Here is a 25982-nt window from a genome sequence, read left to right on the forward strand (position 1 = left end):
CGACGGGCTCAGCCCCAGTCGTCGTCCTCGCCCTCGACGCGGCCCTGCGGCTGCGTGATGTAGGCCGCGTCCTCATCGGGACGGTAGGTGACGGTCGTGCCGTCGTCGAGTTCGAGGACGGGCTTGCCCTCGAGCCAGGTGAGCTGCCAGCGCCAGTCCGCCGTCTCGGTGCCCGCCTCGGCGAGCTCGTGCTCGACGTCGCGGACCGCGGTGACCACAATCTCCGGGAGGGTGGTCGGCGGCTGCCCGCCGAGGTTCCAGCGTGTTCCGAGCTGCATGGTGCGTCCTCTCGTCGGTGCCCGGGAGGCGGGCGGTCGGGCCCGCCTCCCGGCGCGTCCTAGACCTCGGTCTCGAGCTCGATCTCCACCGACAGTGTCGCACCCTCGGCGAAGTCGAGGGCGGCGATCCGGCCCACCGCGGCGATGTCGCCGGCGGCGAGGCGGAGCGAGGCGACCAGGTCGGCGGGAGCTGTGACGACGGCCGCGCGGGCCGGCGTCTTCTGCGAGGCCTTCGCATCCGTCTTCGCGCGGCGGATCGCCGTGAGCACGGTGCTGGCGGCGGCGAGGACCGAGGGGTCCCCACCGAGGCCGGTCTGCTCGGGCCACGGCTGCGTGTGGATCGAGGCGTCGTGGGACCACGACCACGTCTCCTCGGTGGCGAAGGGGATGAACGGTGCGAAGAGGCGCAGCAGCGCATCGAGCGCGAGGTGGAGTGCGGCGGCCGCCGAGGCGCCGTCCTCGCCGTACGCGCGCTCCTTGACGAGCTCGAGGTAGTCGTCGCAGAAGGTCCAGAAGAACGCCTCGGTGCTCTCGAGCGCCCGCGCGTGGTCGTAGTCCTCGAGGGCGGTCGTCGCCTCGGCCACCACGGCGTCGAGCGTCGCGAGCACGCTCAGATCGAGCGGATCGGTCACCTCGGCGCCCTCGGCCTGGGCGAAGCCGTGGATGAACTTCGCCGCGTTCAGGACCTTGATCGCGAGGCGCCGGCCGATCTTGATCTGCGTCGGGTTCTGCGGATCGAAGGCGGCGTCGGTCCCCAGCCGCGACGAGGCCGCCCAGTAGCGCACCGCGTCCGAGCCGTGCTGCTCGAGCATGCCCGCCGGGGTGACGACGTTGCCCTTCGACTTCGACATCTTCTTGCGGTCCGGATCGACGATGAAGCCCGAGATCGTCGCGTTGCCCCAGGGCGCGCGCGAGTCCTCGAGCTGCGAGCGCAGCAGCGTCGAGAAGAGCCAGGTGCGGATGATGTCCTGGCCCTGGGGGCGGAGGTCGTACGGAGCCACGAGCTGCCAGAGCTCGTCGTCGCGCTCCCAGCCGCCCGCGAGCTGCGGGGTGAGCGAGGAGGTGGCCCAGGTGTCCATGACGTCGAGCTCGCCCTGGAAGCCGCCGGGCACGCCGCGCTGGTCCTCGGAGTAGCCGGGGGCGGGGTCCGAGGACGGATCGACGGGCAGCGCCGACTCCTCGGGCACGAGCGGGCGGTCGAAGACGGGGTTGCCGTCGCCGTCCAGCGGGTACCAGACGGGGATCGGCACGCCGAAGAAGCGCTGGCGCGAGACGAGCCAGTCGCCCGAGAGGCCGTTGACCCAGTTCTCGTAGCGCACGCGCATGAACTCGGGCACGAAGCGGACGTCGCGGCCGAGCTCCAGCAGGCGCTCCTTGAGCGCGGCGTCGCGCGCGCCGTTCACGAGGTACCACTGCCGGGTCGAGACGATCTCGAGCGGCTTGTCGCCCTTCTCGAAGAACTTGACCGGGTGGGTGATGGGACGCGGCTCGCCCGTCATCTCGCCCGACTCGGTGAGGAGCGCGACGACGGCCTGCTTGGCCGAGAACACCGTCTTGCCGGCGAGCTGCGCGTACGCCGAGCGGCCCGCGTCGCTCGTGATCGCCTGCGGCGCCTCCGAGACGATGCGGCCGTCGAAGCCGATGATCGCGCGGTTGGGCAGGTCGAGCTCGCGCCACCAGACCACGTCGGTGACGTCGCCGAAGGTGCAGATCATGGCGATGCCCGAGCCCTTGTCCTTCTGCGCGAGGTGGTGCGCGAGCACGGGCACCTCGACGTCGAAGAGCGGGGTGCGGACGGTCGTGCCGAAGAGCGGCTGGTACCGCTCGTCGTCGGGGTGCGCGACGAGCGCGACGCAGGCGGGCAGCAGCTCCGGGCGGGTCGTCTCGATGAAGACGTCCTCCGCGCCGTCGCGGTGGAACGCGATCCGGTGGTACGCGCCGGGCTGCTCCTTGTCCTCCAGCTCGGCCTGGGCGACCGCGGTGCGGAAGGTGATGTCCCACAGGGTCGGCGCCTGGGCCTGGTAGGCCTCGCCGCGGGCGAGGTTGCGGAGGAACGCGCGCTGCGAGGCGGCCTGCGACTCCTCGCCGATGGTGCGGTACGTCTGCGACCAGTCGACCGAGAGGCCGAGGCTGCGCCAGAGGTCCTCGAACTGCTTCTCGTCCTCGAGGGTGAGGCGCTCGCACAGCTCGATGAAGTTGCGGCGCGAGATCGGCTTCTGGTCGGCCGCCTTGCTGCTCTTGTTGTCGCCGCCCTCGAACGGAGGAGTGAAGTCGGCCTCGTAGGGCAGCGTCGGGTCGCAGCGGACGCCGTAGTAGTTCTGCACGCGGCGCTCCGTCGGCAGGCCGTTGTCGTCCCAGCCCATCGGGTAGAAGACCTTGCGGCCGCGCATGCGCTGGAAACGCGCGACGACGTCGGTGTGCGTGTACGAGAAGACGTGCCCGATGTGCAGCGAGCCCGACGCGGTGGGCGGGGGAGTGTCGATCGAGTAGACGTCGGCGCGGGTGAGACCGGTGCGGTCGAACCGGTACGTCCCGTCGGTCTGCCAGACGAGGCCCCACTTGCTCTCGAGCCCCTCGAGGGCGGGCTTCGCGGGGAGTTGCGCGGCGAAGGTCATGATTCTCCGGTTCGATATGGGCGGCACCGTGTCGGTGGTGATGATGCCTGGATGGCGGCTCCGGAGCGGATCGCTCACCGGCCGCGCCGATCCTATCGCGGAGCCGCGGTGCGCCCGTCGGGAGCGTCCCGGCCGACGACCGGGGCGAATCCGGCGCAGACCGGGGCGAGCGCCTCGTCGAGATAGGGCACCAGCTCGCCGCGGGTGGGCCCCGCCGCCGCCCACGCCTGCACCGCGGCGACGGCCGCTCCGACGCTGGCGTAGGCGATCGCCCGGGAGAGGTGGGTCGGGAGCGGACGCGCGGCCCGCTGCTCCACGAAGGCGGCCACGACGGCCGCCTGGCGCGCGAGCCGCGACAGGGCCGATGCCTGCAGCTCGTGCACGCTGCCGATCAGCGCGCTCTGGGTGAGCGCCCAGGGCACGGAGGAGGGGCCGAAGCCGGCGCCGACCGCCAGCAGCGCGTCGCGCAGCGCGTCCATCGCCGGCCGGTCCGGCGCCGTCGCCCCGAGCGCTGCGGGCAGCTCGGCCAGCCGGTCGTCGACGAGGACCCAGAAGACGTCGCTCTTGGACTCGAAGTAGTTGAAGAACGTGTTGCGCGAGACGCCGGCACGCTGGGCGATCTGCTCGACGGTCGTGCCCGCGTAGCTCTGCTCCAGGAACAGGTCCAGCGCGGCGTCCTCGAGCATCGAGCGCGACGAGGCGCGCGGCCGTCCTCTGCTCGTCGCTCCCGCCATGTGCGCTCCTGCTCCTCCCGCCCCCGACGCGCTACGATAGCCCTCAACGACTTCGACCCGGCCATCACCGGCGAGTCTCCGGAAGAACGGCGTCGGCTCCGGCCCCCGCCCAGTAGAACCGGACGGGTGCGGCCCGTGACAGCCGGTCGAGTGGGGACGTCTCCGAGGCAGCGCCGAGGGAGGTCCCAAGCGAGGTGGTACCGCGACCCCGGCCCGGGCTGACAGATCCGGGCGGGCCGTCCTCGTGCAGCCCAGCATCACTGCCAGGAGAACGCACGTGACCTATCCCTTGACCCCTCCCACCTCCGGCGACTCCGGATCCGCCTTCGGCCGGGGGGTGACCCCCTCGCCGCGCTTCCCCGAGATCGAGGAGGCCGTCCTCGCGCACTGGAAGGCCGACGACACCTTCCAGGAGTCGATCCGCTCGCGCGAGGGCTCGCCCGAGTGGGTGTTCTACGACGGACCGCCCTTCGCCAACGGCCTGCCGCACTACGGGCACCTGCTGACCGGGTACGCGAAGGACCTCTTCCCGCGCTTCCAGACCATGCGCGGCAAGCAGGTGCACCGCCGCTTCGGCTGGGACACCCACGGCCTGCCCGCCGAGCTCGAGGCCGAGCGGCAGCTGGGCATCACCGACAAGTCCCAGATCGAGGAGATGGGCATCGCCGCGTTCAACGCCGCGGCGAAGGAGTCGGTGCTGCGCTACACGGGCGAGTGGCAGGACTACGTGACCCGCCAGGCTCGCTGGGTCGACTTCGAGAACGACTACAAGACGCTCGACCCCTCGTTCATGGAGTCGGTCATCTGGGCGTTCAAGCAGCTCTACGACAAGGGCCTCGCCTACGAGGGCTACCGGGTGCTGCCCTACTGCTGGCGCGACCAGACCCCGCTCTCGAACCACGAGCTGCGGATGGACGACGACGTCTACAAGATGCGCCAGGACCAGACGGTGACCGTCACCTTCCCGCTGGTCGGCGAGACGGCGGAGGCGCTGAACCTCACCGCCGTGCGCGCGCTCGCGTGGACGACCACTCCGTGGACGCTGCCGACCAACGCCGCCCTGGCCGTCGGCCCCGACATCGAGTACGCCGTGCTCGCCGCAGGCCCGAACGGCGCCGCCGACGGGAAGGGCGAGCCGGAGGAGCGCGAGCTCTCCGCCGAGTACCTCCTCGCCATCGACCAGGTCGGCGCGTACGCGAAGGACCTGGGCTACGACGACGCCGAGTCCGCCCGCGCCGCTGTCTCGCGCACCCTCCGCGGTCGCGAGCTCGAGGGCGTCAGCTACGACCGCCTCTGGGACCACTACGCCGACACCGAGACCTGGGGCACGCAGAACGCGTGGCGCATCCTGGTCGCCGACTACGTGACGACGAGCGAGGGCACGGGCATCGTGCACCAGGCCCCGGCCTACGGCGAGGACGACCAGAAGGTCTGCGAGGCCGCGGGCATCCCGGTCATCATCTCCGTCGACGACGGCGGCCGCTTCCTCCCGCAGATCGCCGAGGTGGCCGGCCTGCAGGTGTTCGAGGCGAACAAGCCCCTCACGCAGCTGCTCAAGGCGCAGCACCGGCTCCTCCGCCAGGCCAGCTACGAGCACTCGTACCCGCACTGCTGGCGCTGCCGGAACCCGCTGATCTACAAAGCGGTCTCGAGCTGGTTCGTGCGCGTCACCGCGTTCCGCGACCGAATGGAGGAGCTCAACCAGGAGATCACCTGGGTCCCCGAGAACGTGAAGGACGGCCAGTTCGGCAAGTGGCTCTCGGGCGCGCGCGACTGGTCGATCAGCCGGAACCGCTACTTCGGCTCGCCGATCCCGGTGTGGAAGAGCGACGACCCCGACTACCCGCGCATGGACGTCTACGGCTCGCTCGACGAACTCGAGCGCGATTTCGGCGTGCGCCCGGAGGACCTGCACCGCCCCTTCATCGACGAGCTCACGCGGCCGAACCCCGACGACCCGACCGGTCGCTCCACCATGCGCCGGATCACCGACGTCCTCGACGTCTGGTTCGACTCGGGCTCCATGCCGTTCGCGCAGGTGCACTACCCGTTCGAGAACGCGGACTGGTTCGACTCGCACAACCCCGCCGACTTCATCGTCGAGTACATCGGGCAGACGCGCGGCTGGTTCTACACGCTGCACGTGCTCTCGACCGCGCTCTTCGACCGGCCGGCGTTCCGCAACGTCGTCAGCCACGGCATCGTCCTCGGCAACGACGGCCAGAAGATGTCGAAGTCGCTGCGCAACTACCCGGACGTCGCCGAGGTCTTCGACCGCGACGGCTCCGACGCGATGCGCTGGTTCCTGATGTCGAGCCCGGTGCTGCGCGGCGGCAACCTGGTCGTCACCGAGGAGGGGATCCGCGAGGGCGTGCGCCAGGTGCTGCTGCCGCTCTGGAACACCTGGTACTTCTTCTCGCTCTACGCCAACGCCTCCGGCGAGGACGGCTACGAGGCACGCCGCCGCACCGACTCCGAGGACGTCCTCGACCGGTACCTGCTCGCCAAGACCCACGACCTGATCGAGACCGTCACCGGGCACCTCGAGGCGCTCGACTCGACCCTCGCCGCGGCCGCGCTGCGCGACTTCGCCGACGTCCTCACCAACTGGTACGTGCGCCGCTCCCGCGACCGCTTCTGGCAGGGTGCCGACGCGGACGGCCGGGGCGCGGAGGCGTTCGACACGCTGTACACAGTCCTCGAGACGGTGACGCGCGTCGCCGCTCCGCTGCTCCCGCTCGTCTCGGAGGAGATCTGGCGGGGACTGACGGGCGGGCGCAGCGTGCACCTGACCGACTGGCCCACCGCCGACGAGTTCCCGGTCGACGAGGCCCTCGTCCACGCGATGGACGCCGTTCGCGGCATCTCGTCGACGGCGCTCTCGCTCCGCAAGCAGGCGGGACTGCGCGTGCGCCTGCCGCTCGCGCGCCTCACCGTGGTCGTCGCGGACGCCGACGAGCTCGCGCCGTTCGAGGCGATCCTGCGCGATGAGCTGAACGTGAAGGAGGTGACCCTCGTGCCGCTCGTCGAGACGAGCGCGTCCGACTACGGAGTCACCTCCCGCCTGGCCGTCAACGCGCGTGCAGCGGGCCCGCGACTCGGACGCGGCGTGCAGACGGTCATCAAGGCCGCCAAGGCGGGCGACTGGAGCGAGGTCGACGGAGTCGTGACCGCGGGCGGCGTCGAGCTGGTCGAGGGGGAGTACGAGCTCACGCTCGAGGTCGGGGGAGCGGGCGCCGACGACCGCGCCATCGCGCTCCTCCCGCGCGGCGGATTCGTCCTCCTCGACACCGCCACCACGCCCGAGCTCGAGGCCGAGGGGCTCGCCCGCGACCTCATCCGCGCCGTGCAGGACGCCCGCAAGGGAGCCGGTCTCGACGTGAGTGACCGCATCGTTCTCGACGTGATGCTCGACGAGGTGAGCCTCGGCGCGCTCGAGCCGCACGCGACCTGGATCGCCGAGGAGACCCTCGCGACCGGATTCGCCTTCACCCCCCTGACCGTCGCCCTCGAGGGCGGCGAGGGGGCCGTCGCCTTCGGTCCCGCCGGCACCGCCATCATCCGCGTCGAGAAGGTCGAGGCCGCCGATGTCTGAACCCCTCGAGAACGACGCCGAGCGCGCGGCGGCCGACGCCGTCTACGCGACCCTGCTCGAGCGGCTGGGCGAGGCGAACGTCCGCCCGAGGCTCGCCCCGACGCGACGCGCGGTCGAGATCCTGGGCGACCCGCAGCGGGCCTACCCGGTGATCCAGGTGGCCGGCACGAACGGCAAGACCTCCACCAGCCGGATGATCGAGAGCCTCCTGCGGGCCCACGGTCTGCGCGTCGGGCTCTTCACGAGTCCGCACCTCGAGCGCTTCAACGAGCGCATCGTCATCGACGGCGAGCCCATCTCCGACGAGAGCCTCGTCGCGAACTGGCAGGACGTCGAGCCCTACATCCGCATGACCGACGCCGAGCTCGCCGAGCAGGACGAGCCGCCGCTCTCCTTCTTCGAGGCGATCACCGTGCTCGCCTACGCGGCGTTCGCCGATGCGCCGGTCGACGTGGCCGTCGTCGAGGTCGGGATGGGCGGCGAGTGGGACTCGACGAACGTCGCCGACGCGCAGGTGGCCGTCTTCACCCCGATCGCGCTCGACCACACGAACCGCCTCGGGTCGACGATCGACGAGATCGCGCGCACCAAGTCCGGCATCGTGAAGCCGCTGGCCGCCGTGGTGTCGGCGAAGCAGACTCCCGAGGCGGAGGCGGTGCTGCGGCACGCGGCCGAGGCCACCGAGTCCTCCATCGCCTTCGAGGGCTCGGAGTTCGACGTCACCTCGACCACCGTCGCCGTCGGCGGCCAGCTGGTCTCGGTCCGTGGTCTCGCGACCTCCTACGACCAGCTCCTGCTGCCCTTCTTCGGCGACCACCAGGCCGAGAACGCCGCCGTCGCCATCGCCGCGGTCGAGACGTTCATCGGGGGCGGCACCCAAGAGCTGACCGGCGACGTCCTCGACGAGGGGCTCGCGGCCGCGACCTCCCCGGGGCGGCTCCAGGTGGTCGGCAACTCCCCGCGCACCCTCGTCGACGCCGCGCACAACCCGCACGGCGCCGCCTCGCTCGCCGCGGCGCTCGGCCGCTACTTCGACTTCGACCGCATCACCGCGGTCGTCGGCGTGCTCGCCGAGAAGGACGCCGAGGGCATCCTCCGCGCGCTCCGGCCGGTCGTGGACGAGCTGATCGTGACGCGCGCGCCGAGCGATCGCGCCCTCGCGGCCGACGACCTCGCGGCACTCGCGCGCACCGTGTTCCCGGAGGAGTCGGTGCACGTCGCCGAGGACACCGCAGGGGCGCTGACCGCCGGTCGCCTCCTCGCGGCGCGCACCGACAAGGGCGCCCTCGTGATCACGGGGTCGATCACGCTCGTCGGGCGAGCGATCACCGTCGCCCGCGACGAGAACTGGCAGGGCTCGTGAGAGCAGGACGGCCGCGCCGGGCGAGGACGGTCCGCGAGAGCCTCGCATCGATCGTCCTCGGCTTCGAGGTCGTCATCGTGTTCCTCGCGACCCTCGTGGGCTTCGGTCTGAAGGTCGCCGATCCGGTGGTGGTGCTGGTCGGCGGTGGAGTGCTCTGCCTCGCCATGCTCGTGACGCTCCGCCTCCTCGACCGCCCGCTCGGCATCCGGATCGGCTGGGTGCTGCAGTTCGTTATCGTTGCCTCGGGTCTGCTCGTCCCGATCATGTTCGTCATCGGCGCGGCCTTCGTCGCCCTCTGGACGTACTGCATCGTGACCGGCACCCGCCTCGACTCCCAGGCCGGCCCTCCGGCGGCCGGGACCACCGACCCCACCGAAGGAGACCGCTGAACCATGGCCATCCAGGAGACCCTCGTCCTCGTCAAGCCCGACGGAGTCGCGCGCAACCTCACCGGCGAGATCCTCCGCCGCATCGAGGCGAAGGGCTACTCGCTCGTCGACATCAAGCTCGTGGAGGCCGACCGCGACCTCCTCGGCGCCCACTACGCCGAGCACGAGGGCAAGCCGTTCTACGAGCCGCTCGTGGAGTTCATGGAGAGCGGTCCGATCGTCGCGATCCGCATCGCCGGCGACCGCGTCATCGAGGGCTTCCGCTCCCTCGCCGGCACGACCGACCCGACGACCGCGGCGCCCGGCACCATCCGCGGCGACCTCGGCCGCGACTGGGGCCTCAAGGTGCAGCAGAACCTCGTCCACGGGTCCGACAGCGTGGAATCCGCGGAGCGCGAGCTCTCCCTCTGGTTCTCCTGACGGAGAACCGCCGCGAGAGCTCGCGCTCCGCGGTGTTCCGCGGTGCTCCGCGGAACCGCGGTCGGCTCTCGTAGGCGGTCCCGATCTGCAGAGCGTCGTGCCTCCGGCGACGGGGAAGCGCTCGAACGCGCTTTCCCGGATACGCCTCGCGCTGCTCGGCGATCCGGTGACGGGCACCTCGGGATCTTCCCGGGGTGCCCTTATCCGTCCGTGTCGTCGGGCGGTCCGCACGTTCCGCGACGGAAGGCGCCCCGCCCGAGGAGCCTCCCGCCGCCCCCTGCTGATCGAGTAGCCCGCGCAGCGGGCGTATCGAGATCCACGTGCTCCGGGAGGAGTGCTGCCGTCAGCGCCCGCGCAGCCTCAGAGGTACGAGATCACGTCCAGGCGGAGCTGCGCGATCACCGCGATCGCGAGGTAGCAGAGCAGAGTGATGAACGGGATCCAGCCGTAGGCCGCCCCGGCGAAGCGCCTCACCGCGGCCGGGACAGGGAAGACCCCCTCGCGCAGGTTCCGCAGGGTCACGAGCCAGAAGCCCGGGATGACGACCGCCCAGGTGAGCATGCACCACGGGCAGAGCGTGCCGAGGAGGAAGACGCTCTGGGTGATCAGCCAGATCACGAAGCCGAGGGCGAAGACGAAGCCCACATTGAAGACCGCCCAGAACCAGCGGTCGAAGTGCGCCCCGGCGAGCAGTCCGATCCCGACGACGATCGGCGCGATCCAGGCAGCCACGCCGATCAGCGGATTCGGGAAGCCGAAGACGGCTCCCTGGGGCGAGTCGAGGTTCGCGCTGCACTGCACGAGGATGCTGAAGTCGCACCCCAGTTCCGTCGACGGATCGGTCAGCGCCGCGAACTTGTCGAGCGTCAGCGCGAAGGCCGCGATCCATCCCGTGACCCCCAGGACGACCAGCAGCGCGGCGAACAGGATCGGGCGTCGGGGGGCGGGGGCGTCGGACACCGGGGGATTATCGCACGGGCCGAATCGGCGCCTCTGGGAATGCGTGCGATAATCGGAGCCGTCGGTCCGGAAGATCCCGCGCCGGCACCAGAAGGTTTACCGGGCGAACACCGGGCCACAGGAGATCGACCGCGTTCCGCGAATGGACGCGACGGGTCACCCGCTCCACCACGACGCGACCGACGGTCGCAGCGAGACGGAGCACGTGTCGGATAGTCAGTTCCGAGAACGAAGCTGCACCCGGAGTCCTGCGCCACGTGAGCGACCGGATCGGGGGAGCGGAAGGATTCGCGACGGGCCCCACGCGGCCCCTCGCACGAGGAGAGATCCGGGTAGGAAGGCGCGGCGGACGACCCGGCCGAGGAGTGCACCAGGAATGGTGGAAGACAAGAATTCGAGCGGATCCGATCCGGACCGCGACGAGCCCCGCAGCGGGGCCAAGAAGATCAGCCGCCTCTTCGGTGGCCGCCGGGCGACCCGGCGGACCGAGTCGAGCGCGCCAGCGACAGGGGGAACGATCATCGATACCGACGAGACCGACACGACCGTGCAGGAGACGACGACCGAGGACGTGAGCGAGGCCCAGGGCCCGACGTCCTCCGTCGCCTTCTTCAACGCCCTGCCCGAGACGGCGCCCGGGCAGGAGGACGCGCGTCCCGCCCGGCCGGCGCTCCCGAGCACGTCGCTCCTCTTCCAGGCGCCTGAGCTGCCCGACTACGTCGAGCTGGCGCCGCTTCCCCCGCGCGGCGCTCCACTGGGTCTGCGCGAGGATCGCGAAGCGCCCGCGGAGGAGCAGGGCTCCGTCCGCCGCCGCTCGCGCCGCCGCACCGGCGAGAGCGACCGCGGCGGGTCGGACGACCCCGAGAACACCGTCGTCCGGGTCCGTCAGCCGCGGGAGCCCCGCGAGCAGCGCGAGCCCGAGCTCATCACCGAGCCCCAGCGCATCAAGGGATCCACCCGCCTCGAGGCCAAGAAGCAGCGCCGCCGCGACGGCCGCGACGCCGGCCGCCGTCGCACGGTGGTCACCGAGTCCGAGTTCCTCGCCCGCCGCGAGGCCGTCGACCGCGTGATGGTGGTCCGCTCGAAGCAGGACAGCATCCGCATCGGCGTCCTGGAGGACGGCGTCCTCGCCGAGCACTACGTCGCCCGCTCGCAGGAGGCGTCCCTCATCGGCAACGTCTACCTCGGTCGCGTGCAGAACGTCCTCCCGAGCATGGAGGCGGCGTTCGTCGACATCGGACGCGGACGCAACGCGGTCCTCTACTCCGGCGAGGTCGACTGGGACGCCGCGGCGAACCCCGGCGGCCCCCGTCGCATCGAGCTCGCCCTCAAGCCCGGCGACCGCGTCCTCGTGCAGGTCACGAAGGACCCCGTCGGCCACAAGGGCGCCCGCCTGACGAGCCAGATCTCGCTCCCGGGCCGCTACCTCGTCTACGTGCCGAACGGCTCGATGAACGGCATCTCCCGCAAGCTCCCCGACACCGAGCGCGCCCGCCTGAAGAAGATCCTCAAGGAGGTCCTCCCCGAGAACGTCGGCGTCATCGTGCGCACGGCGGCCGAGGGAGCCACCGAGGAGCAGCTGACCGTCGACGTCGAGCGCCTCACGGCGCAGTGGACGGCGCTCAGCGAGAAGGCCGCGACCGGCCAGGCGCCGGCGCTCCTGCACAGCGAGCCCGACCTGCTGATCAAGATCGTCCGCGATGTCTTCAACGAGGACTTCGAGAAGATGGTCATCGCCGGCGACGACGCCCGCGAGACCATCGAGCTCTACCTCAGCCAGGTCGCCCCCGACCTGCTCGAGCGCGTGGAGGTGTACTCGGGCGAGCAGGACGCGTTCGACGAGTTCCGCATCACCGAGCAGATCGAGAAGGCGCTCGAGCGCAAGGTCTGGCTGCCCAGCGGCGGCTCGCTCGTCATCGACCGCACCGAGGCGATGACCGTCGTCGACGTCAACACCGGCAAGTTCGTCGGCTCGGGCGGCAACCTCGAGGAGACGGTCACCAAGAACAACCTCGAGGCCGCGGAGGAGATCGTCCGCCAGCTGCGCCTGCGCGACATCGGCGGCATCATCGTGGTCGACTTCATCGACATGGTGCTCGAGTCCAACCGCGACCTCGTGCTGCGCCGCCTGGTCGAGTGCCTCAGCCGCGACCGCACGAAGCACCAGGTGGCCGAGGTCACGTCGCTCGGCCTCGTGCAGATGACGCGCAAGAAGCTGGGGCTGGGCCTCCTCGAGACCTTCAGCGAGAACTGCGAGGTGTGCGCGGGCCGCGGAGTCATCGTGCAGCACGACCCGGTCGTCAAGCACCGTTCCACCGCCGCCCCGCAGCAGGAGCGCCGCCGCGGCGGCCGCTCGGGCGACGGCGCGTCCGGAGGCTCGCCCCGTCAGAACGGCTCCAGCGGCTCGTCCGGCTCGAACGGCCAGAACGGCTCCGGAGCGAAGAACGTCAGCACGCACGCCATCACCGACGACGCGAAGAACGCCCTCGCTCAGATCGCGGCGAGCACCATCCACCCCGCGAACGTGCGCCAGGCCGCGGAGGAGGCCGCTGCGCTCGTCGACGAGGCGTCCGCCGAGTCGGCCCGGACCGAGCCCGTCGAGACCCCCGAGACCGGGGACTCGGAGCAGGCCGAGCAGACCGCTTCGCGCGAGCAGTCGCGTCGCGGCGAGCGTCCCGCCCGGGGCGAGCGCCGCCGTCGTGGCCGCGACCGCGAGCCGCGCCAGGAGAGCACGGGCGACACGACGGCGGAGGCGCCGGTCGAGCAGGCCGCGCCGCCCGCGGTCGAGGCGCCGGTCGTGCCGATCCTCGACATCCCGATCCCGCCCGCTCCCGCGACCACCGGTCGTCGCGTGCGCAGCGAGGTCGCCGAGCACCTGCTCGACTCCGTCCTCGATGCGCTCCCGGCCCCCAAGCAGCCGGGTCAGGGCCGCGCCAAGAGCCGCCGGGTGACCACCGCCGCTCTCACGGGCGTCGCGGTCATCCCGGAGCAGACCCCGCGCCGCGCCGATCAGCAGTAGCGACCGCGCGAGCGATCAGTGGGGCCCGGTGCCCGGCGAGAGCCGGCGCCGGGCCCTCTCCGTCTCCCGGTCGCGGCCCTTCACGCGCAGACCGCTGCTCCGGAGCCGCTCCACCAGTTCGCGTGCGCCGACGGAGATCGCCCCCGCGGCGAGCAGCTCGGCACGGCGCTCCTCGGGCACGTCGTAGTGGTCGAGGTCGAAGCTGCGCTCGGGGATCCCGGTGCGCCGCGCGAACGCGTGCAGCTCCTCCAGAGACTCGTCGCTGACCAGGTGCGCCCAGAGCGTGTCGTGAGCCGGCCACCGCGCCGCGTCGAGAAGGATCGCCATCCGACGATCGTAGGCGGCGCGCCTGCCGTCCCGGCCCGCCGCCGTCCACTATCGTGACGGGGTCGTCGGATCAGGCGCGCCGTGCCGAGAGGCCGTGCGCCCGTGCGATGCCCGCTCTCCGGAGCGAGCGTTTGACCGTCGAGCTCCCATCCCGTACTCTTGACCGTTGGTGTGGCGCGATCCATGTGCTCACGCAGATTTCCGTCGTCGCCCGTCTCCTCACGGAGAGCGGGACGCGGTACCGGTTCCCTCGTTCGGTGTGGGAGACGGGAAAGAAACGGGGCCCCGCCCCTTCCATACAAGCCCCGGATGGCGCCGTCTCACGACAGCGCCCGTCCAGACGAGAAACAGGTACGAGAAGTGGTTTACGCAGTTGTGCGCGCCGGCGGTCGGCAGGAGAAGGTCGAGGTCGGCACCATCGTGACGATGGACCGCGTCAAGGCCGACGAGAACGGCACCGTGCAGCTGGCTGCCGTGCTCCTCGTCGACGGAGACTCGATCACCTCGGACGCCTCGGCGCTCGAGAAGGTCTCGGTCACCGCGGAGGTGCTCGAAGAGCTCCGCGGCCCGAAGATCGTCATCCAGAAGTTCAAGAACAAGACCGGCTACAAGAAGCGCCAGGGGCACCGTCAGGAGCTCACGCGCGTGAAGGTCACTGGCATCAAGTAACCGCTGACCGCGGAGCGAGCCATCGCACCGCGGATGTTCAGCACGGGGCTGCGGCCCCCCGGTCTCGAGGAGATGAGAAATGGCACACAAGAAGGGCGCGAGCTCCACTCGCAACGGTCGTGACTCGAACGCGCAGCGTCTCGGCGTCAAGCGCTTCGGCGGTCAGGTCGTGAACGCCGGCGAGATCATCGTCCGCCAGCGCGGCACCCACTTCCACCCCGGCGCCAACGTCGGACGCGGCGGGGACGACACCCTGTTCGCGCTGTCGGCCGGCGCGGTCGAGTTCGGCACAAAGGGCGGCCGCAAGGTCGTCAACATCGTGGCGGCCGCCCAGTAGGGTCGGTCTCCTCGGCCGAGCAGGCACAGGACGCAAGGGGCGGGCTTCGGCTCGCCCCTTGCGCGTTGCAGCGGCCCGCCGGCCTCCGGCGCACGGGAACCCCGGCGCCCCCACTCCCGATCGGACGGACAGAACAACCATGGTCACCTTCGTCGACAACGTCACGCTGCACCTGCGTGCCGGCCACGGCGGGAACGGCTGCGTCTCCGTCCGCCGCGAGAAGTTCAAGCCGCTCGCCGGCCCTGACGGCGGCAACGGCGGTCACGGCGGCGACATCGTCCTCGTCGCCGACCCGCAGGTCACGACGCTCCTCGCCTACCACCGCCACCCGCACCAGTCCTCCGAGAACGGCGGACCCGGCATGGGCGACCACCGCGCCGGAGGCAACGGCGAGCTCCTCGAGCTGACCGTCCCGGTCGGCACCGTCGTGAAGTCGCCCGACGGCGAGCAGCTCATCGACATGGACGAGCCGGGCTTGCGCTTCGTCATCGCTCCCGGTGGTCAGGGCGGTCTGGGCAACGCGTCGCTCGCGACCACGAAGCGCAAGGCCCCCGGCTTCGCGCTGCTCGGCACCCCGGGCTGGGAGGGCGACGTCGTCCTCGAGCTCAAGACCGTCGCCGACGTCGCACTCGTCGGATTCCCGTCCGCGGGCAAGTCGAGCCTCGTCGCCGCCATCTCGGCCGCGAAGCCGAAGATCGCCGACTACCCCTTCACCACGCTCGCCCCGAACCTCGGCGTCGTGCAGGCGGGGGAGTCGCGCTACACCGTCGCCGACGTCCCCGGCCTGATCGAGGGCGCGAGCGAGGGCAAGGGACTCGGTCTCGAGTTCCTCCGTCACGTCGAGCGCTGCACGGCGCTCGTGCACGTCCTGGACTGCGCCACTCTCGAGCCGGGTCGCGACCCGCTGACCGACCTCGACGTCATCCTCGGCGAGCTCGCGGCGTACCCCGTCGGAGACGGCCAGGTCCCGCTGCTGGAGCGCCCTCAGCTGATCGCCCTGAACAAGGTGGACGTCCCCGAGGCCCAGGAGCTCGCCGCGTTCGTGCGCGCCGACCTCGAGGCCCGCGGATACCGCGTCTTCGAGATCTCGACCGTCAGCCACAAGGGCCTCCGCCAGCTGACCTTCGCGCTGGCAGAGATCGTCGAGCAGCACCGCGCCGAGCTCGCCGCGGCGCCCCAGGTCGAGCGGATCACGATCCGCCCGCGGGCCGTCGACGAGAAGGACTTCGAGATCCGCGTCGAGGGCGGCTCCTACGGCAACATCTACCGGGTGCTGGGCACGAAGCCCGTGCGCTGGGTCGCGCAGACCGACTTCACGAACGACGAGGCCGTCGGTTTCCTCGCCGACCGGCTCGCGAAGCTGGGCGTCGAGAACGGCCTGTTCGCGGCGGGAGCCGTCGCCGGCTCCACCGTCGTCATCGGCCGGGGAGACGGGGTCGTCTTCGACTGGGAGCCGACTCTCACCTCCACGGCGGAGCTGCTCACCGCGCCCCGCGGCACCGACGTGCGGCTCGAGGACAACCGCCGCAAGACGCGCAACGAGCGCCGCGACGAGTACTTCGAGCGGATGGACGCCAAGGCGGAGGCCCGCGCGGAGCTCGAACGCGAGCGCCTGGGCGGCGTGTGGCGCGTCTCCGACGAGGACGACGCCGTCGACACCGTCGAGGCGGAGCGCGAGGACTGACCTCCGGAGCCCGGCACCCGCGGAGGTGCCGGGCTCCGTCCGTCGTCCGCGGCGGAGCACTACACTGTCCGGATGCCGCAGACGACCCTCGACAGCACCGCTCTGACGGAGCGGTTCGCCGCCTCCCGCACCGCCTCCCGCTCCCTCCGGAGTGCGACGACCGAGCTGAAGAACCGCGCACTCCTCGCGATCGCCGACGCGGTCCGCTCAGGCACCGAGCGCATCGTGCCGGCGAACGACCTCGATCTCGCGAACGGCCGCGAGAACGGGATGAGCACCGGTCTGCAGGACCGCCTCCGCCTCGACGAGGCGCGACTGGGCTCCCTCGCCGACGCCGTGGTGGCCGTCGCCGGTCTCGTGGATCCGGTCGGGCAGACCGTCCGCGGGTCGAATCTGCCCAACGGCGCCTCGCTCACGCAGGTGCGCGTCCCGTTCGGGGTCGTCGGAGCGATCTACGAGGCGCGCCCGAACGTGACGATCGACATCGCCGCGCTCGCGCTCAAGAGCGGCAACGCGGTGATCCTGCGCGGCGGGTCCGCCGCCGAGAACACGAACCGGGTGCTGGTCGAGCTGCTGCAGGAGGCGATCGCCTCCGTCGGACTGCCGCGCGAGCTGGTGCAGACCGTCGACGACCACGGCCGCGAGGGGGCCAAGGCGCTCATGCGCGCCCGGGGTTACGTCGACGTCCTCGTCCCGCGGGGGAGCGCGGGGCTCATCGAGTCCGTCGTCACCGAGTCCACCGTGCCGGTCATCGAGACCGGGGCGGGAGTGGTGCACGTCTTCCTCGACGCCTCGGCCGACGAGCAGTGGGCGGTCGACATCGTGCACAACGCCAAGACGCAGCGTCCGAGCACCTGCAACGCCCTCGAGACCCTGCTCGTGCATCGCGACGCGGCGGAGCGCCTGCTGCCGCCGGTCCTCGGCCGGCTCGAGCGCGCGGGTGTCACGGTCCACGGCGACGACCGCGTCCGCGCCCTGCACCCCTCCGCGGTCGCGGCGACGGAGGAGGACTGGTCGGCTGAGTACTACTCGCTCGACATCGCCGTCGCGATCGTCGACGACCTCGACGCGGCGATGGACCACATCGCGCACTACTCCACGCACCACACCGAGTCGATCGTGACCAACGACCTCGCGAACGCCGAGCGGTTCCTCGCCGAGGTGGACTCGGCCGTCGTCATGGTGAACGCGTCGACCCGGTTCACCGACGGAGGCGAGTTCGGCTTCGGGGCCGAGGTCGGGATCTCCACGCAGAAGCTGCACGCCCGCGGACCGATGGGGCTGCCCGAGCTGACGAGCACCAAATGGCTCCTCCGCGGCGCCGGGCAGGTCCGCGCCTAGTCCCGATCAGCGGCCGGGTAGACTCGACAGCGCCCGCGCGGGCACCACGACCTTCAAGGAGCACCGAATGTCCCTGGCCACGACCGTCCTGGCAGAAGCATCGACGCACGTCGAGCTGCCGTTCCCCGCGATCGTGTTCGGCCTCATCGCCGCCACCGCGTTCGTCGGCCTCGGCTTCGTGACCTGGAGCTACCGGGACGTCTCGAACCGCCACGCGCACAAGACCTCCGGATCGGCCGACCAGCACGGACACGGCCACTAGGCCGGAGGCTCCGCGATCGTGACGTCCGCCGCGAGCGGCGATCCCCGGCGTCCGCGCATCGGCGTGATGGGCGGAACGTTCGACCCCATCCACCACGGGCACCTCGTCGCAGCGTCCGAGGTCGCCCAGTCCTTCGACCTCGACGAGGTCGTCTTCGTGCCGACGGGGCAGCCCTGGCACAAGAAGACGGTGACCTCCGCCGAGCACCGCTATCTGATGACGGTCATCGCGACCGCCTCGAACCCGAGCTTCACCGTGAGCCGCGTCGACGTCGACCGGATCGGCACCACGTACACGATCGACACGCTGCGCGACATCCACGCCGCACACCCCGAGGCCGAGCTCTTCTTCATCACCGGAGCCGACGCGGTCGCGCAGATCCTGAGCTGGAAGGACTACGACGAGCTCTGGGAGCTCGCGCACTTCGTCGCGGTCAGCCGTCCGGGGCACGTCCTGAACGTTTCGGGATTGCCGGCGCAGGACGTATCCTTGTTGGAAATTCCGGCGCTCGCGATTTCCTCGACGGACTGTCGGAGCCGCGTGAACCGGGGTCGTCCGGTCTGGTACCTGGTTCCCGACGGTGTCGTCCAGTACATCTCGAAGCACCATCTGTATCGGAGTACGTCATGACAGTCCAGCCCGAGGAGAAGCCGCTCACCCGGCGCGAGATCCGCGAGCGCGAACGCCGCGAGGCGGGGCTCGCCCCGGCCGCCGCAGCGCCCACGACCTCGCGACGAGCCGCCACCGCCTCGGTGACCGCTGCGGGTGACATGCCCGTGCTCACGCCGGTCCAGACCCTCCGCATCGAGGCGCCCGAGGCGTCTCCCGCCCGGGAGCCGGACCTGCGGACGTCCGCTCTCGAGGTCGTGCTGCCGGAGGGCGTCGAGCGCTCCAGCCTGACGCGCCGCGAGCTCCGAGCGCTGCACGCGCAGCAGCAGGCCGAGAAGCTCGCCGCCTCGCCGACGACCGCTTCCGCACCCGGAGCGGCGACGACGCAGTCGGACGGGCCCGCGTCGGTCGACGAGGCCGTCGGACGCGCCTCCGAGCTGCCCTCCTCCGAGTCCGACTCGAGCGACTCCGATCCCGACTCGCCCGACTCCGACTCGAGCGGCTCCGACGAGCAGGCGGACCAGGACGAGGCCGTGAGCCGCGACTCCGGGAGCGTCGAGCCCAAGCTCAACACCGCCCTCTTCGCGACCGTGGGCACGCTCGACCTCGGCGACGAGAAGGCGACGGAGATCACGGGCAGCTTCCACCCGCCGATCGAGCACCTCGCGATCACGGAGGAGCTCGACAGCAAGTCGAAGGAGGAGGTCGACGCCTCGTTCGACGAGCTCATCGCCCGGGGTGTCTCCTCGACCGGAGCCGTGACGACGACCAACGCCCTGATCCTCCCGACCACCGGCGCCGGCGACGTCGTCGAGGGTCGCTCCGACACCGGCGAGGTCCTCGTGACCGGCACCTTCGAGCTCCCGCGGAGCCTCGGGTCGACGGGCCAGCACCCGAACCTGTACGACTCGCCCGACGTCGACCGCTACGTCGACCGGATCGACCGCGAGCAGCCCGCTGCCGACTCCGAGCCGGTCCGCGCGTCCAGCGCCGTCTCCACCCACGCCGCGGGCACCGCGATGATCGCGCCGCAGAAGAAGCGCGGCATCAGCGCTCCGGTCGTCCTCGCGATCACGGCGGCCGTCCTCCTCGTCGCCTCGATCGCGCTGTTCATCGGCGGCTTCGTCCTCAACATCTTCTGATCCGCTCTCCCCGACACTGAAGGCTTCATGACTGCGACCGATTCCGCCCGCGCACTGCTCGACATCGCGGCCACCGCCGCCGACTCCAAGGGCGGGGAGGATCTGGTCGCGCTCGACGTGTCGGGCCCGCTGCCGCTCGTCGACATCTTCCTGCTCGTGACCGGGCGCTCCGAGCGCAACGTGGTCGCGATCGCCAACGAGGTCGAGGACCGCCTGATCGCCTCGGGCCGGAAGCCCCTGCGCCGCGAGGGCCGCTCCGAGGGGCGCTGGATCCTCCTCGACTTCGGCGACCTCGTCGTCCACGTCTTCCACGAGGAGGACCGGATGTACTACTCGCTCGAGCGCCTGTGGAAGGACTGCCCGACGGTGCCGTTCACCGTCGACCAGCCCGTCGCCGCCGACTCCTCGGCCTCCTCGCACTGAGGAACACGCCCGGTGGCGGCGCTCGATTTCGTCTGACGCACTTCGTGTTGTAGATTATTCGAGTTGCTTCCGCCGGGCGGAGGGAACGAAGTAGCACGACGAACGGGTCCGTGGCGCAGCTGGTAGCGCACCTGCATGGCATGCAGGGGGTCAGGGGTTCGAATCCCCTCGGATCCACCGAGACAGAAGAGCCGCCCTCCGGGGCGGCTCTTCTGCGTTGAGGGCGCACGTTCTCCGAGTGAGGGGCGGGCGGGCGGAATCCGGAAACCCGCCCGACACGTCCGACCGGTACGGTGGGACCGTCCGCCTCCGCCGAGCCGGATCGACCGGCCGCCGCGGAGCGAGCGGCCTCTGCAGGAAGAGAAGCCATGTCCCCCCACGACGACGCCGCGGGTCGCGCATCCTCCCCCTCCTCCTCCCTCCGGCGGCGCACCATCGTCGGCGGGGCTCTCTCCGGCGCTCTCGCGCTGGGAGCCGCGACGATCCCCGCAACGGCAGCCTCCGCAGCTCCGATCCGCGGCCTGCCGGGCGAGGTCAGCCGCAAGATCAACGTGCCGACGCAGAACAAGCGCGTGCTCTACGACAACCTGGTCGTCTCGATCGGCGGCGACTCGGCGCGCATCTTCATCCCGCAGAGCGTGAAGCCGAACCAGACGACTCCGGTGCCGGTCATCTGGTTCATCCACTCGGCGCAGGCCGACCACAACTCGCTGAACAGCGTCTTCAAGTACCCCGCCGAGCTGGCGGTCGAGAAGGGCGCGATCGCGATCTGCCAGACCCTCGGCGGCACGCTCTGGACGAACGACACGGCGCAGGGCCACCAGCGCAACGGCTACGCCTACCTGTCCGGCCTGTTCCCGATCCGCGCGAGCTACATGTGGTCGCTGTCGGCCGGCGGAGCGCTCGCCTGCGAGAACTACGGCTCCAAGGTCATCCCCGGCATCAACGGCCTCTACCTCGTCAACGGCGTCTACGACCTCCGCGACATCCACGACCGCTCGCTCCGCGGCCGGATCTCGATCGGCGACGCCTTCGGCAGCACCGCGCAGATCGACGCGCACAATCCCAAGCGCCTGCCCTCCTCCGCGTGGGCCGGGACGAACATCCGCGTGGTCGTCTCCGATGCCGACCACGTCGACACGAGCGTCCCGCCGACGCTGCACGGCCTCGCTCTCGTCGCCAAGGCGAAGTCGACGGCCAAGGAGGCGAGCGTGCGGTACCACACGCTCGGCCACAACCCGCCGTCGTGGGCCAATCAAGACGGCATCGACGCGATCTTCCGCTGGCACGCCGCGCTCGGGACGACCACTCCGCCCACGACGACGCCCGTGGCCGTCCCGACCCCGGTGGCCCGATGGGACTTCGCGCAGACGTCCGGCCCCTTCACCGCCTCCAACGGCGCGTTCCCGCTCTCGCAGATCGGATCGACCGCGGCGGCGACGATCGCGACCCCCTTCGGCCGCGGGCTCGCCCTCAAGGGCTCCTCGGCCCTCGCGGTGCCGAAGGCCTCGGTCGGCGCGCTCAACCGTGGCGCGGGCTCCGGCAAGGTCACCGTCGCCGCGTGGGTGCGGCAGAACGACCCGAACACCGGCTGCGTCGCCGGCGTGTGGAGCGACTCCGCGGGCGCGGCGGGCCGCTCCTACGGCCTCTTCTACGACGTGAGCAGCTACGGTGGCGCGGATCGCGCCTGCTTCTACGTCTCCCGCTCGGGAGGAGCCACGCCGGGCTACCCGTATCCGCGCGACTACTCCGCGACGAAGACGCTCATGACTCCCGGGGTCTGGCAGCTCCACGTCGGCACCTACGACGGCGCCGTCGCGACCAGCTACCTCAACGGCGTCGCCTCCGCGTACCCGTCGTTCACCGACTCCACCGGGGCGACCTACGCGCGGAACCCCTACGCCTTCAGCTCCGGCCTCAACCCCCTGCCGGCCGACTTCACGGTCGGCGCGAGCCGGACCGGCGGCGTGCTCGGCAACTTCGCGATCGCGGACGTGGCGCGGCTGCGCGTCTGGGACGTCGCCCTGACGGCCGCGCAGGTCAAGGCGATCTACACCCAGGAGTCGGCCCTGCTCTGAGCCGTCCGGCCGACCGGCAGGACCGCTGCAGTGGCGGTCCCGCCGGTCGCCACGAACGGGGGACAGGCGGGTCGACCACCCTCCACCAGACTGACTGCATGCCGACTCCGACCGCTCCGCGCGGCCTCATCACGCAGTTCTCCCTCGTCGACGCCCTGCTCGCCGGTCTCTTCGACGGAGTCGTGACGCGCGCCGAGGTCGACGTCGCCGGTGACTTCGGCCTGGGCTGCGGCGACCGGATGGACGGCGAGCTCGTGATCCTCGACGGCGTCCACCGGGTGTTCCGCGGCGACGGCTCCGTCGCGGTGCTCGCACCGGAGGACCGCGTCGCCTTCGCCGAGGTCTCCCGCTTCGAGGCGGACGTCGCGGTCCCGCTGCACGGCGTGCCCTCGCTGGACGGGCTGCTGGTCGCCGTCCGGAGCCTCGTCGCGAGCCACAACGTCTTCCTCGGCCTCCGCGTGCGGGGGAGCTTCGACCGCTTGACGCTGCGCCAGCCGATCGCCCAGGTGAAGCCCTACCTGCGACTCGCCGACCCGATGCACGACCAGCGCGAGCTGCACCTCGACCGCGTCGAGGGCACGCTGCTCGGCTTCGTCGCGCCGAAGGCGTTCCAGGGCGTCACCGTGGCAGGGCTCCACACCCACTTCGTCGACGCCACGGGCACGCTCGGCGGCCACGTGCTCGCCGTGTCCGGGCTCGTCGGCACGCTCGAGGTCGAGCAGTACGGCGGCATCACCGTGCGGCTGCCGGAGTCGGAGGACTACCTCGCCGCGGATCTCGACGAGGACGCCGCGGCCGCCGACGCCGCCATCCGCGCCGTGGAGTCCGACCACGCGCGCTGACCCCGGCGCCTACCCTGGACCCATGCCCTCCTTGCGCGACGTCCACGCCGTCATCGATCGTCTCTGGCCCGAGGCCGCCGCCGAGAGCTGGGACGCCCCCGGCCTGGTGACCGGCGATCCCGACTCCTCCGTCGAGCGGATCCTCCTCACGGTCGACGTCGTGTCCGACACCGTGCAGGAGGCGGTCGGAGGCGGTTATCAGCTGCTCGTCGCGCACCACCCGCTCCTCCTGCGCGGCGTCACCTCGATCGCCGAGGACGGATACAAGGGGCGGCTGCTCGCCGACCTGATCCGCGGCGGCTGCGCCCTCGTCTCCGCGCACACCAACGCCGACATCGTCGCCGACGGGGTGTCGGACGTGATCGCGACCCGCCTCGGCCTGACGGGAGCCACGCCGATCGTGCCCGGCGCCGATCCGGCGGTGGGGCTGGGACGCGTCGGCGATCTGCCCGAGGAGGTGACCCTCGGCCGGCTGGCCGCGGCCGTGGCCGATCTGCTGCCCGCCACGGCCGGGGGAGTGCGCGCCGCAGGAGGCTACGAGACGGCCGTGCGCCGCGTGTCGCTCTGCGGAGGAGCGGGCGACTCCCTCCTCGACGCCCCCGCCGTGCGCACGAGCGACGTGTACATCACCGCCGACCTCCGGCACCACCCGGCGTCGGAGGCGCGCGAGAAGGCCCTGCACGGCACCGGCCCGGCGCTCATCGACGTCTCGCACTGGGCGAGCGAGTGGCTCTGGCTCGACGTCGCCGCCGCCGCTCTCCGCGAGGCGCTGCCGACCGTCGCCGTCGATGTCAGCGAGACCCGCACCGATCCGTGGGATTTCGCGATCGTGCACTGAGCACGGCGCGACACGCGAGAATGGACCCGGCACGACCTCCTGTGCCGGGAACGAGGACCGCGACGTGAAAGCCAGCCCCGCCGACCAGCGCGAGCTACTGACCCTGCAGACTCTCGACACGCGAGGCGCGCAGCTGCGCCACGCGATCGCCACGCTGCCGCAGATCGCGAAGATCCAGGCCCTGCAGGCGCGCAACAACGAGACCCGCCGAGCCCTCGCCGAGCGTCTCGGCCGTCTCGAGGACGTCCGCACCGAGCTGGGCCGGATCGAGTCCGACGTCGGCGTGGTCGAGAAGCGGCTCGCCCGCGATCGCGACCGCCTGCAGACCGCCTCGTCGGCGAAGGACATCGCCGCCCTCGAGGGCGAGATCACCTCGCTCGTGAAGCGGCGCGGCGACCTCGAGGACATCGAGCTGACCCTGATGGAGCGCATCGAGGGCATCGACGCCGAGGTCGCCGCCGCTCAGGCCGAGCGCGACGAGGTCGTCGCCGCCCTCGACACCCTCGCCGAGGAGAAGGACGCCCAGGCCGAGAAGCTGGCGGGCAAGCAGGAGGCGCTCGCCCGCGACCGCGCCGCGCTCGTCGAGAAGATCCCCGCGGACCTCGTCGAGCTCTACGAGACGCAGCGCGCCCGCTACGGGGTCGGAGCGGCGCTCCTGCGCGGCAAGGTCTCCGAGGGCAGCGGAGTCGCGCTGACCGAGTCCGATCTGTCGTGGATCCGCGCGAGCGCTCCCGACGACGTCGTGCTGTGCCCGGACAGCGGCTGCATCCTCGTCCGCGGGGACGAGTCGACGCTCGCCTGAGCCCGCCCTACACTGGACGGGCGAACGGGTCGGCAAGACGGCCGCGTCGCCGGAGCGAGAGCCCCGGCGCCGAGGAACGTCCGGGCTCCGCAGAGCAGGGCGGTGGGCAACACCCACCCGGGGCGACCCGCGAGACAGTGCCACAGAGAACAGACCGCCACGGGCTCCGGCCCGCGGTAAGGGTGAAACGGTGGTGTAAGAGACCACCAGGGGCCGGAGTGATCCGGTCCGCTCGGTAAACCTCGCCCGGAGCAAGGTCAGACAGAGGACGATGCGGCTGCTCGTCGGGTCCTCGGGTAGACCGCTGGAGGGTCGCGGTGACGCGACTCCGAGAGAGATGGCCGTCCAGCGCCCGCCGAGAGGCGCGGCGTGAACAGAACCCGGCGTATCAGCCGGCCCCTTCGCACGAAGACCCCGCAGCATCCGGTGCTGCGGGGTCTTCGACGTTCAGGGCGGGACGCTCAGGAGTGGACGCCGCCTCCGGCGAGTGCGGCGGCCCCGAGGATCCCCGCGTTGTTGCGGAGCGCTGCGGGCACGATGGGGGTCCGGAGGTCCAGCAGCGGCAGGAACTCCTTGTAGTGCTTCGAGATGCCGCCGCCGACGATGAACAGGTCGGGCCAGAGCAGCGCCTCCAGGTGGGAGTAGTAGCGCTGCAGGCGCTTCGACCACTGCTTGTAGTCGAGGTCCTCGCGCTCCTTGGCGGCGAAGGACGCCTTCTTCTCGTAGTCTCCGCCGTGGATCTCGAGGTGACCCAGCTCGGCGTTGGGGATGAGCACGCCGTTGTAGATCTGCGCGGTGCCGATGCCGGTGCCGAGGGTGGTCATCAGCACGAGCCCCGGCTTGTCCTTCGCCGCACCGAAGCGAGCCTCGGCGTAGCCCGCGGCGTCGGCGTCGTTCACGAAGAAGATGTCGCGGCCGATCGCGTCCTCGAACAGCTTCTCGGCCTCGAGGCCGATCCACTCGTCCGAGACGTTGGCTGCGGACATCGTGCGGCCGTGCACGACGGCGGCGGGGAAGCAGATGCCGACGGGCGTGTCGGCGGCGACGTCCGGAAGCGCATCGATGATCTGCGTGACGACGGCGATGATGTCCTTCGGTCGCCCGCCCTCGGGGGTCGCGAGCTTGACGCGCTCGCTCAGGAGGGCTCCGGCGTCCAGGTCGACGAACGCGCCCTTGATCCCGGTCCCTCCGATGTCGATGCCGATGGCCGTCGTCGATGAAGTCATACCGGTCATGCTAGCGAAGCGTGCCCGAC

At 71.3% G+C, this 25982-nt stretch carries 23 protein-coding genes, 1 tRNA gene and 1 other RNA gene; 19 read left to right on the plus strand and 6 right to left on the minus strand.

The genetic code is table 11. From position 1 onward, the window contains the following. Positions 1–8: 8 nt before the first annotated feature. The 3 genes from ASF46_RS08110 to ASF46_RS08120 form a co-directional block, all read right to left on the minus strand. Complete coding sequence (locus ASF46_RS08110; RefSeq protein ID WP_056867059.1) at positions 9–278, minus strand: hypothetical protein; 270 nt, start codon at positions 276–278, stop codon at positions 9–11. 59 nt (positions 279–337) lie between these two features. After that, positions 338–2893, minus strand: a complete 2556-nt coding sequence (gene valS, locus ASF46_RS08115; protein WP_056867060.1) for a valine--tRNA ligase — start codon at positions 2891–2893, stop codon at positions 338–340. Positions 2894–2985: 92 nt separating this feature from the next. After that, positions 2986–3627 (minus strand): TetR/AcrR family transcriptional regulator, encoded by a 642-nt coding sequence (locus ASF46_RS08120; protein WP_056867061.1) that lies wholly within the window; start codon positions 3625–3627, stop codon positions 2986–2988. Between the two features lie 277 nt (positions 3628–3904). Between ASF46_RS08120 and ileS the strand changes: the two genes are divergently transcribed. From ileS to ndk, 4 genes are read left to right on the plus strand one after another with little or no spacing between them, the layout of a single operon-like run. Continuing rightward, on the plus strand, positions 3905–7222 hold the full coding sequence (gene ileS, locus ASF46_RS08125) for an isoleucine--tRNA ligase (protein WP_056867062.1): 3318 nt from the start codon (positions 3905–3907) through the stop codon (positions 7220–7222). Then, positions 7215–8585, plus strand: coding sequence for a bifunctional folylpolyglutamate synthase/dihydrofolate synthase (locus ASF46_RS08130; RefSeq protein ID WP_056867063.1), 1371 nt, complete (start codon positions 7215–7217; stop codon positions 8583–8585). Before ileS ends, ASF46_RS08130 begins: the two co-directional genes overlap by 8 nt. Beyond that, the gene (locus ASF46_RS08135; RefSeq protein ID WP_235576886.1) at positions 8582–8974 is read left to right on the plus strand and encodes a DUF4233 domain-containing protein; all 393 of its coding nucleotides are present in this window, start codon (positions 8582–8584) and stop codon (positions 8972–8974) included. The genes ASF46_RS08130 and ASF46_RS08135 overlap by 4 nt, the downstream gene beginning before the upstream one ends. Before the next feature lie 3 nt (positions 8975–8977). Then, a complete protein-coding gene (gene ndk, locus ASF46_RS08140) occupies positions 8978–9394 on the plus strand; it encodes a nucleoside-diphosphate kinase (protein ID WP_056867064.1) in 417 nt (138 codons plus the stop codon). Positions 9395–9754: 360 nt separating this feature from the next. On the opposite strand, the gene ASF46_RS08145 is transcribed toward ndk, so the two are convergent. Next, a complete protein-coding gene (locus ASF46_RS08145) occupies positions 9755–10354 on the minus strand; it encodes a vitamin K epoxide reductase family protein (RefSeq protein WP_056867065.1) in 600 nt (199 codons plus the stop codon). 376 nt (positions 10355–10730) lie between these two features. Here ASF46_RS08145 and ASF46_RS08150 point away from each other — a divergent pair, with 376 nt between their 5' ends. After that, positions 10731–13373 carry an Rne/Rng family ribonuclease gene (locus ASF46_RS08150; RefSeq protein WP_082485314.1) on the plus strand — a complete coding sequence of 881 codons (2643 nt, stop codon included), beginning with the start codon at positions 10731–10733 and terminating at the stop codon, positions 13371–13373. Positions 13374–13388: 15 nt separating this feature from the next. Here the strand turns inward: ASF46_RS08150 and ASF46_RS08155 are convergent, their stop codons facing one another. Further along, positions 13389–13700, minus strand: a complete 312-nt coding sequence (locus ASF46_RS08155) for a DUF4031 domain-containing protein (protein WP_056867066.1) — start codon at positions 13698–13700, stop codon at positions 13389–13391. Between the two features lie 360 nt (positions 13701–14060). On the opposite strand from ASF46_RS08155, the gene rplU reads away from it, so the two are divergent. From rplU to rnpB, 14 genes are all read left to right on the plus strand, one after another. After that, entirely contained in the window at positions 14061–14369 is a 309-nt protein-coding gene (gene rplU, locus ASF46_RS08160; protein WP_077223659.1) for a 50S ribosomal protein L21, read from the plus strand. A 79-nt stretch (positions 14370–14448) separates the two neighbouring features. Beyond that, positions 14449–14706, plus strand: a complete 258-nt coding sequence (rpmA, locus tag ASF46_RS08165; RefSeq protein ID WP_055792356.1) for a 50S ribosomal protein L27 — start codon at positions 14449–14451, stop codon at positions 14704–14706. Positions 14707–14845: 139 nt separating this feature from the next. Then, positions 14846–16390: a GTPase ObgE gene (obgE, locus tag ASF46_RS08170; protein ID WP_056867067.1), complete on the plus strand. Its 1545-nt coding sequence runs from the start codon at positions 14846–14848 to the stop codon at positions 16388–16390. Positions 16391–16462: 72 nt separating this feature from the next. Beyond that, positions 16463–17731: a glutamate-5-semialdehyde dehydrogenase gene (locus ASF46_RS08175; protein WP_056867068.1), complete on the plus strand. Its 1269-nt coding sequence runs from the start codon at positions 16463–16465 to the stop codon at positions 17729–17731. 67 nt (positions 17732–17798) lie between these two features. Further along, positions 17799–17993: a hypothetical protein gene (locus ASF46_RS08180; RefSeq protein WP_056867069.1), complete on the plus strand. Its 195-nt coding sequence runs from the start codon at positions 17799–17801 to the stop codon at positions 17991–17993. Positions 17994–18011: 18 nt separating this feature from the next. Beyond that, positions 18012–18623, plus strand: a complete 612-nt coding sequence (gene nadD / locus ASF46_RS08185) for a nicotinate-nucleotide adenylyltransferase (RefSeq protein ID WP_082485315.1) — start codon at positions 18012–18014, stop codon at positions 18621–18623. After that, complete coding sequence (locus ASF46_RS08190; protein ID WP_056867070.1) at positions 18620–19744, plus strand: hypothetical protein; 1125 nt, start codon at positions 18620–18622, stop codon at positions 19742–19744. The genes nadD and ASF46_RS08190 overlap by 4 nt, the downstream gene beginning before the upstream one ends. Before the next feature lie 27 nt (positions 19745–19771). Further along, positions 19772–20167 carry a ribosome silencing factor gene (gene rsfS, locus ASF46_RS08195; protein WP_056867071.1) on the plus strand — a complete coding sequence of 132 codons (396 nt, stop codon included), beginning with the start codon at positions 19772–19774 and terminating at the stop codon, positions 20165–20167. A 104-nt stretch (positions 20168–20271) separates the two neighbouring features. Next, positions 20272–20344 (plus strand) — tRNA-Ala (locus ASF46_RS08200). 191 nt (positions 20345–20535) lie between these two features. After that, on the plus strand, positions 20536–22245 hold the full coding sequence (locus ASF46_RS08205; RefSeq protein ID WP_056867072.1) for a LamG-like jellyroll fold domain-containing protein: 1710 nt from the start codon (positions 20536–20538) through the stop codon (positions 22243–22245). A gap of 98 nt (positions 22246–22343) precedes the next feature. After that, on the plus strand, positions 22344–23087 hold the full coding sequence (locus tag ASF46_RS08210) for an acetolactate decarboxylase (RefSeq protein WP_056867073.1): 744 nt from the start codon (positions 22344–22346) through the stop codon (positions 23085–23087). 22 nt (positions 23088–23109) lie between these two features. Next, on the plus strand, positions 23110–23925 hold the full coding sequence (locus ASF46_RS08215) for a Nif3-like dinuclear metal center hexameric protein (RefSeq protein WP_056867074.1): 816 nt from the start codon (positions 23110–23112) through the stop codon (positions 23923–23925). A gap of 64 nt (positions 23926–23989) precedes the next feature. After that, a complete protein-coding gene (locus ASF46_RS08220) occupies positions 23990–24727 on the plus strand; it encodes a zinc ribbon domain-containing protein (protein ID WP_056867075.1) in 738 nt (245 codons plus the stop codon). Between the two features lie 25 nt (positions 24728–24752). After that, positions 24753–25131, plus strand: an RNA gene (gene rnpB / locus ASF46_RS10240) — RNase P RNA component class A. 57 nt (positions 25132–25188) lie between these two features. On the opposite strand, the gene ppgK is transcribed toward rnpB, so the two are convergent. Further along, positions 25189–25953, minus strand: a complete 765-nt coding sequence (ppgK, locus tag ASF46_RS08225; RefSeq protein ID WP_056867076.1) for a polyphosphate--glucose phosphotransferase — start codon at positions 25951–25953, stop codon at positions 25189–25191. Positions 25954–25982 lie beyond the last annotated feature (29 nt).

The sequence above is a fragment of the Rathayibacter sp. Leaf296 genome, from assembly GCF_001423045.1.
Taxonomy (GTDB): domain Bacteria; phylum Actinomycetota; class Actinomycetes; order Actinomycetales; family Microbacteriaceae; genus Rathayibacter; species Rathayibacter caricis.

What these genes read in the sequence shown, in the direction of transcription:
- ASF46_RS08180 (WP_056867069.1), top strand. Translation starts at nt 17,799, where the DNA reads ATGTCCCTGGCCACGACCGTCCTGGCAGAAGCATCGACGCACGTCGAG.
- ASF46_RS08150 (WP_082485314.1), top strand. Translation starts at nt 10,731, where the DNA reads ATGGTGGAAGACAAGAATTCGAGCGGATCCGATCCGGACCGCGACGAG.
- ASF46_RS08175 (WP_056867068.1), top strand. Translation starts at nt 16,463, where the DNA reads ATGCCGCAGACGACCCTCGACAGCACCGCTCTGACGGAGCGGTTCGCC.
- ASF46_RS08120 (WP_056867061.1), bottom strand. Translation starts at nt 3,627, where the DNA reads ATGGCGGGAGCGACGAGCAGAGGACGGCCGCGCGCCTCGTCGCGCTCG.
- obgE (WP_056867067.1), top strand. Translation starts at nt 14,846, where the DNA reads ATGGTCACCTTCGTCGACAACGTCACGCTGCACCTGCGTGCCGGCCAC.
- ASF46_RS08110 (WP_056867059.1), bottom strand. Translation starts at nt 278, where the DNA reads ATGCAGCTCGGAACACGCTGGAACCTCGGCGGGCAGCCGCCGACCACC.
- rsfS (WP_056867071.1), top strand. Translation starts at nt 19,772, where the DNA reads ATGACTGCGACCGATTCCGCCCGCGCACTGCTCGACATCGCGGCCACC.
- ASF46_RS08130 (WP_056867063.1), top strand. Translation starts at nt 7,215, where the DNA reads ATGTCTGAACCCCTCGAGAACGACGCCGAGCGCGCGGCGGCCGACGCC.
- ASF46_RS08190 (WP_056867070.1), top strand. Translation starts at nt 18,620, where the DNA reads ATGACAGTCCAGCCCGAGGAGAAGCCGCTCACCCGGCGCGAGATCCGC.
- ASF46_RS08155 (WP_056867066.1), bottom strand. Translation starts at nt 13,700, where the DNA reads ATGGCGATCCTTCTCGACGCGGCGCGGTGGCCGGCTCACGACACGCTC.
- ASF46_RS08210 (WP_056867073.1), top strand. Translation starts at nt 22,344, where the DNA reads ATGCCGACTCCGACCGCTCCGCGCGGCCTCATCACGCAGTTCTCCCTC.
- ASF46_RS08205 (WP_056867072.1), top strand. Translation starts at nt 20,536, where the DNA reads ATGTCCCCCCACGACGACGCCGCGGGTCGCGCATCCTCCCCCTCCTCC.
- ppgK (WP_056867076.1), bottom strand. Translation starts at nt 25,953, where the DNA reads ATGACTTCATCGACGACGGCCATCGGCATCGACATCGGAGGGACCGGG.
- ASF46_RS08215 (WP_056867074.1), top strand. Translation starts at nt 23,110, where the DNA reads ATGCCCTCCTTGCGCGACGTCCACGCCGTCATCGATCGTCTCTGGCCC.
- valS (WP_056867060.1), bottom strand. Translation starts at nt 2,893, where the DNA reads ATGACCTTCGCCGCGCAACTCCCCGCGAAGCCCGCCCTCGAGGGGCTC.
- rpmA (WP_055792356.1), top strand. Translation starts at nt 14,449, where the DNA reads ATGGCACACAAGAAGGGCGCGAGCTCCACTCGCAACGGTCGTGACTCG.
- ndk (WP_056867064.1), top strand. Translation starts at nt 8,978, where the DNA reads ATGGCCATCCAGGAGACCCTCGTCCTCGTCAAGCCCGACGGAGTCGCG.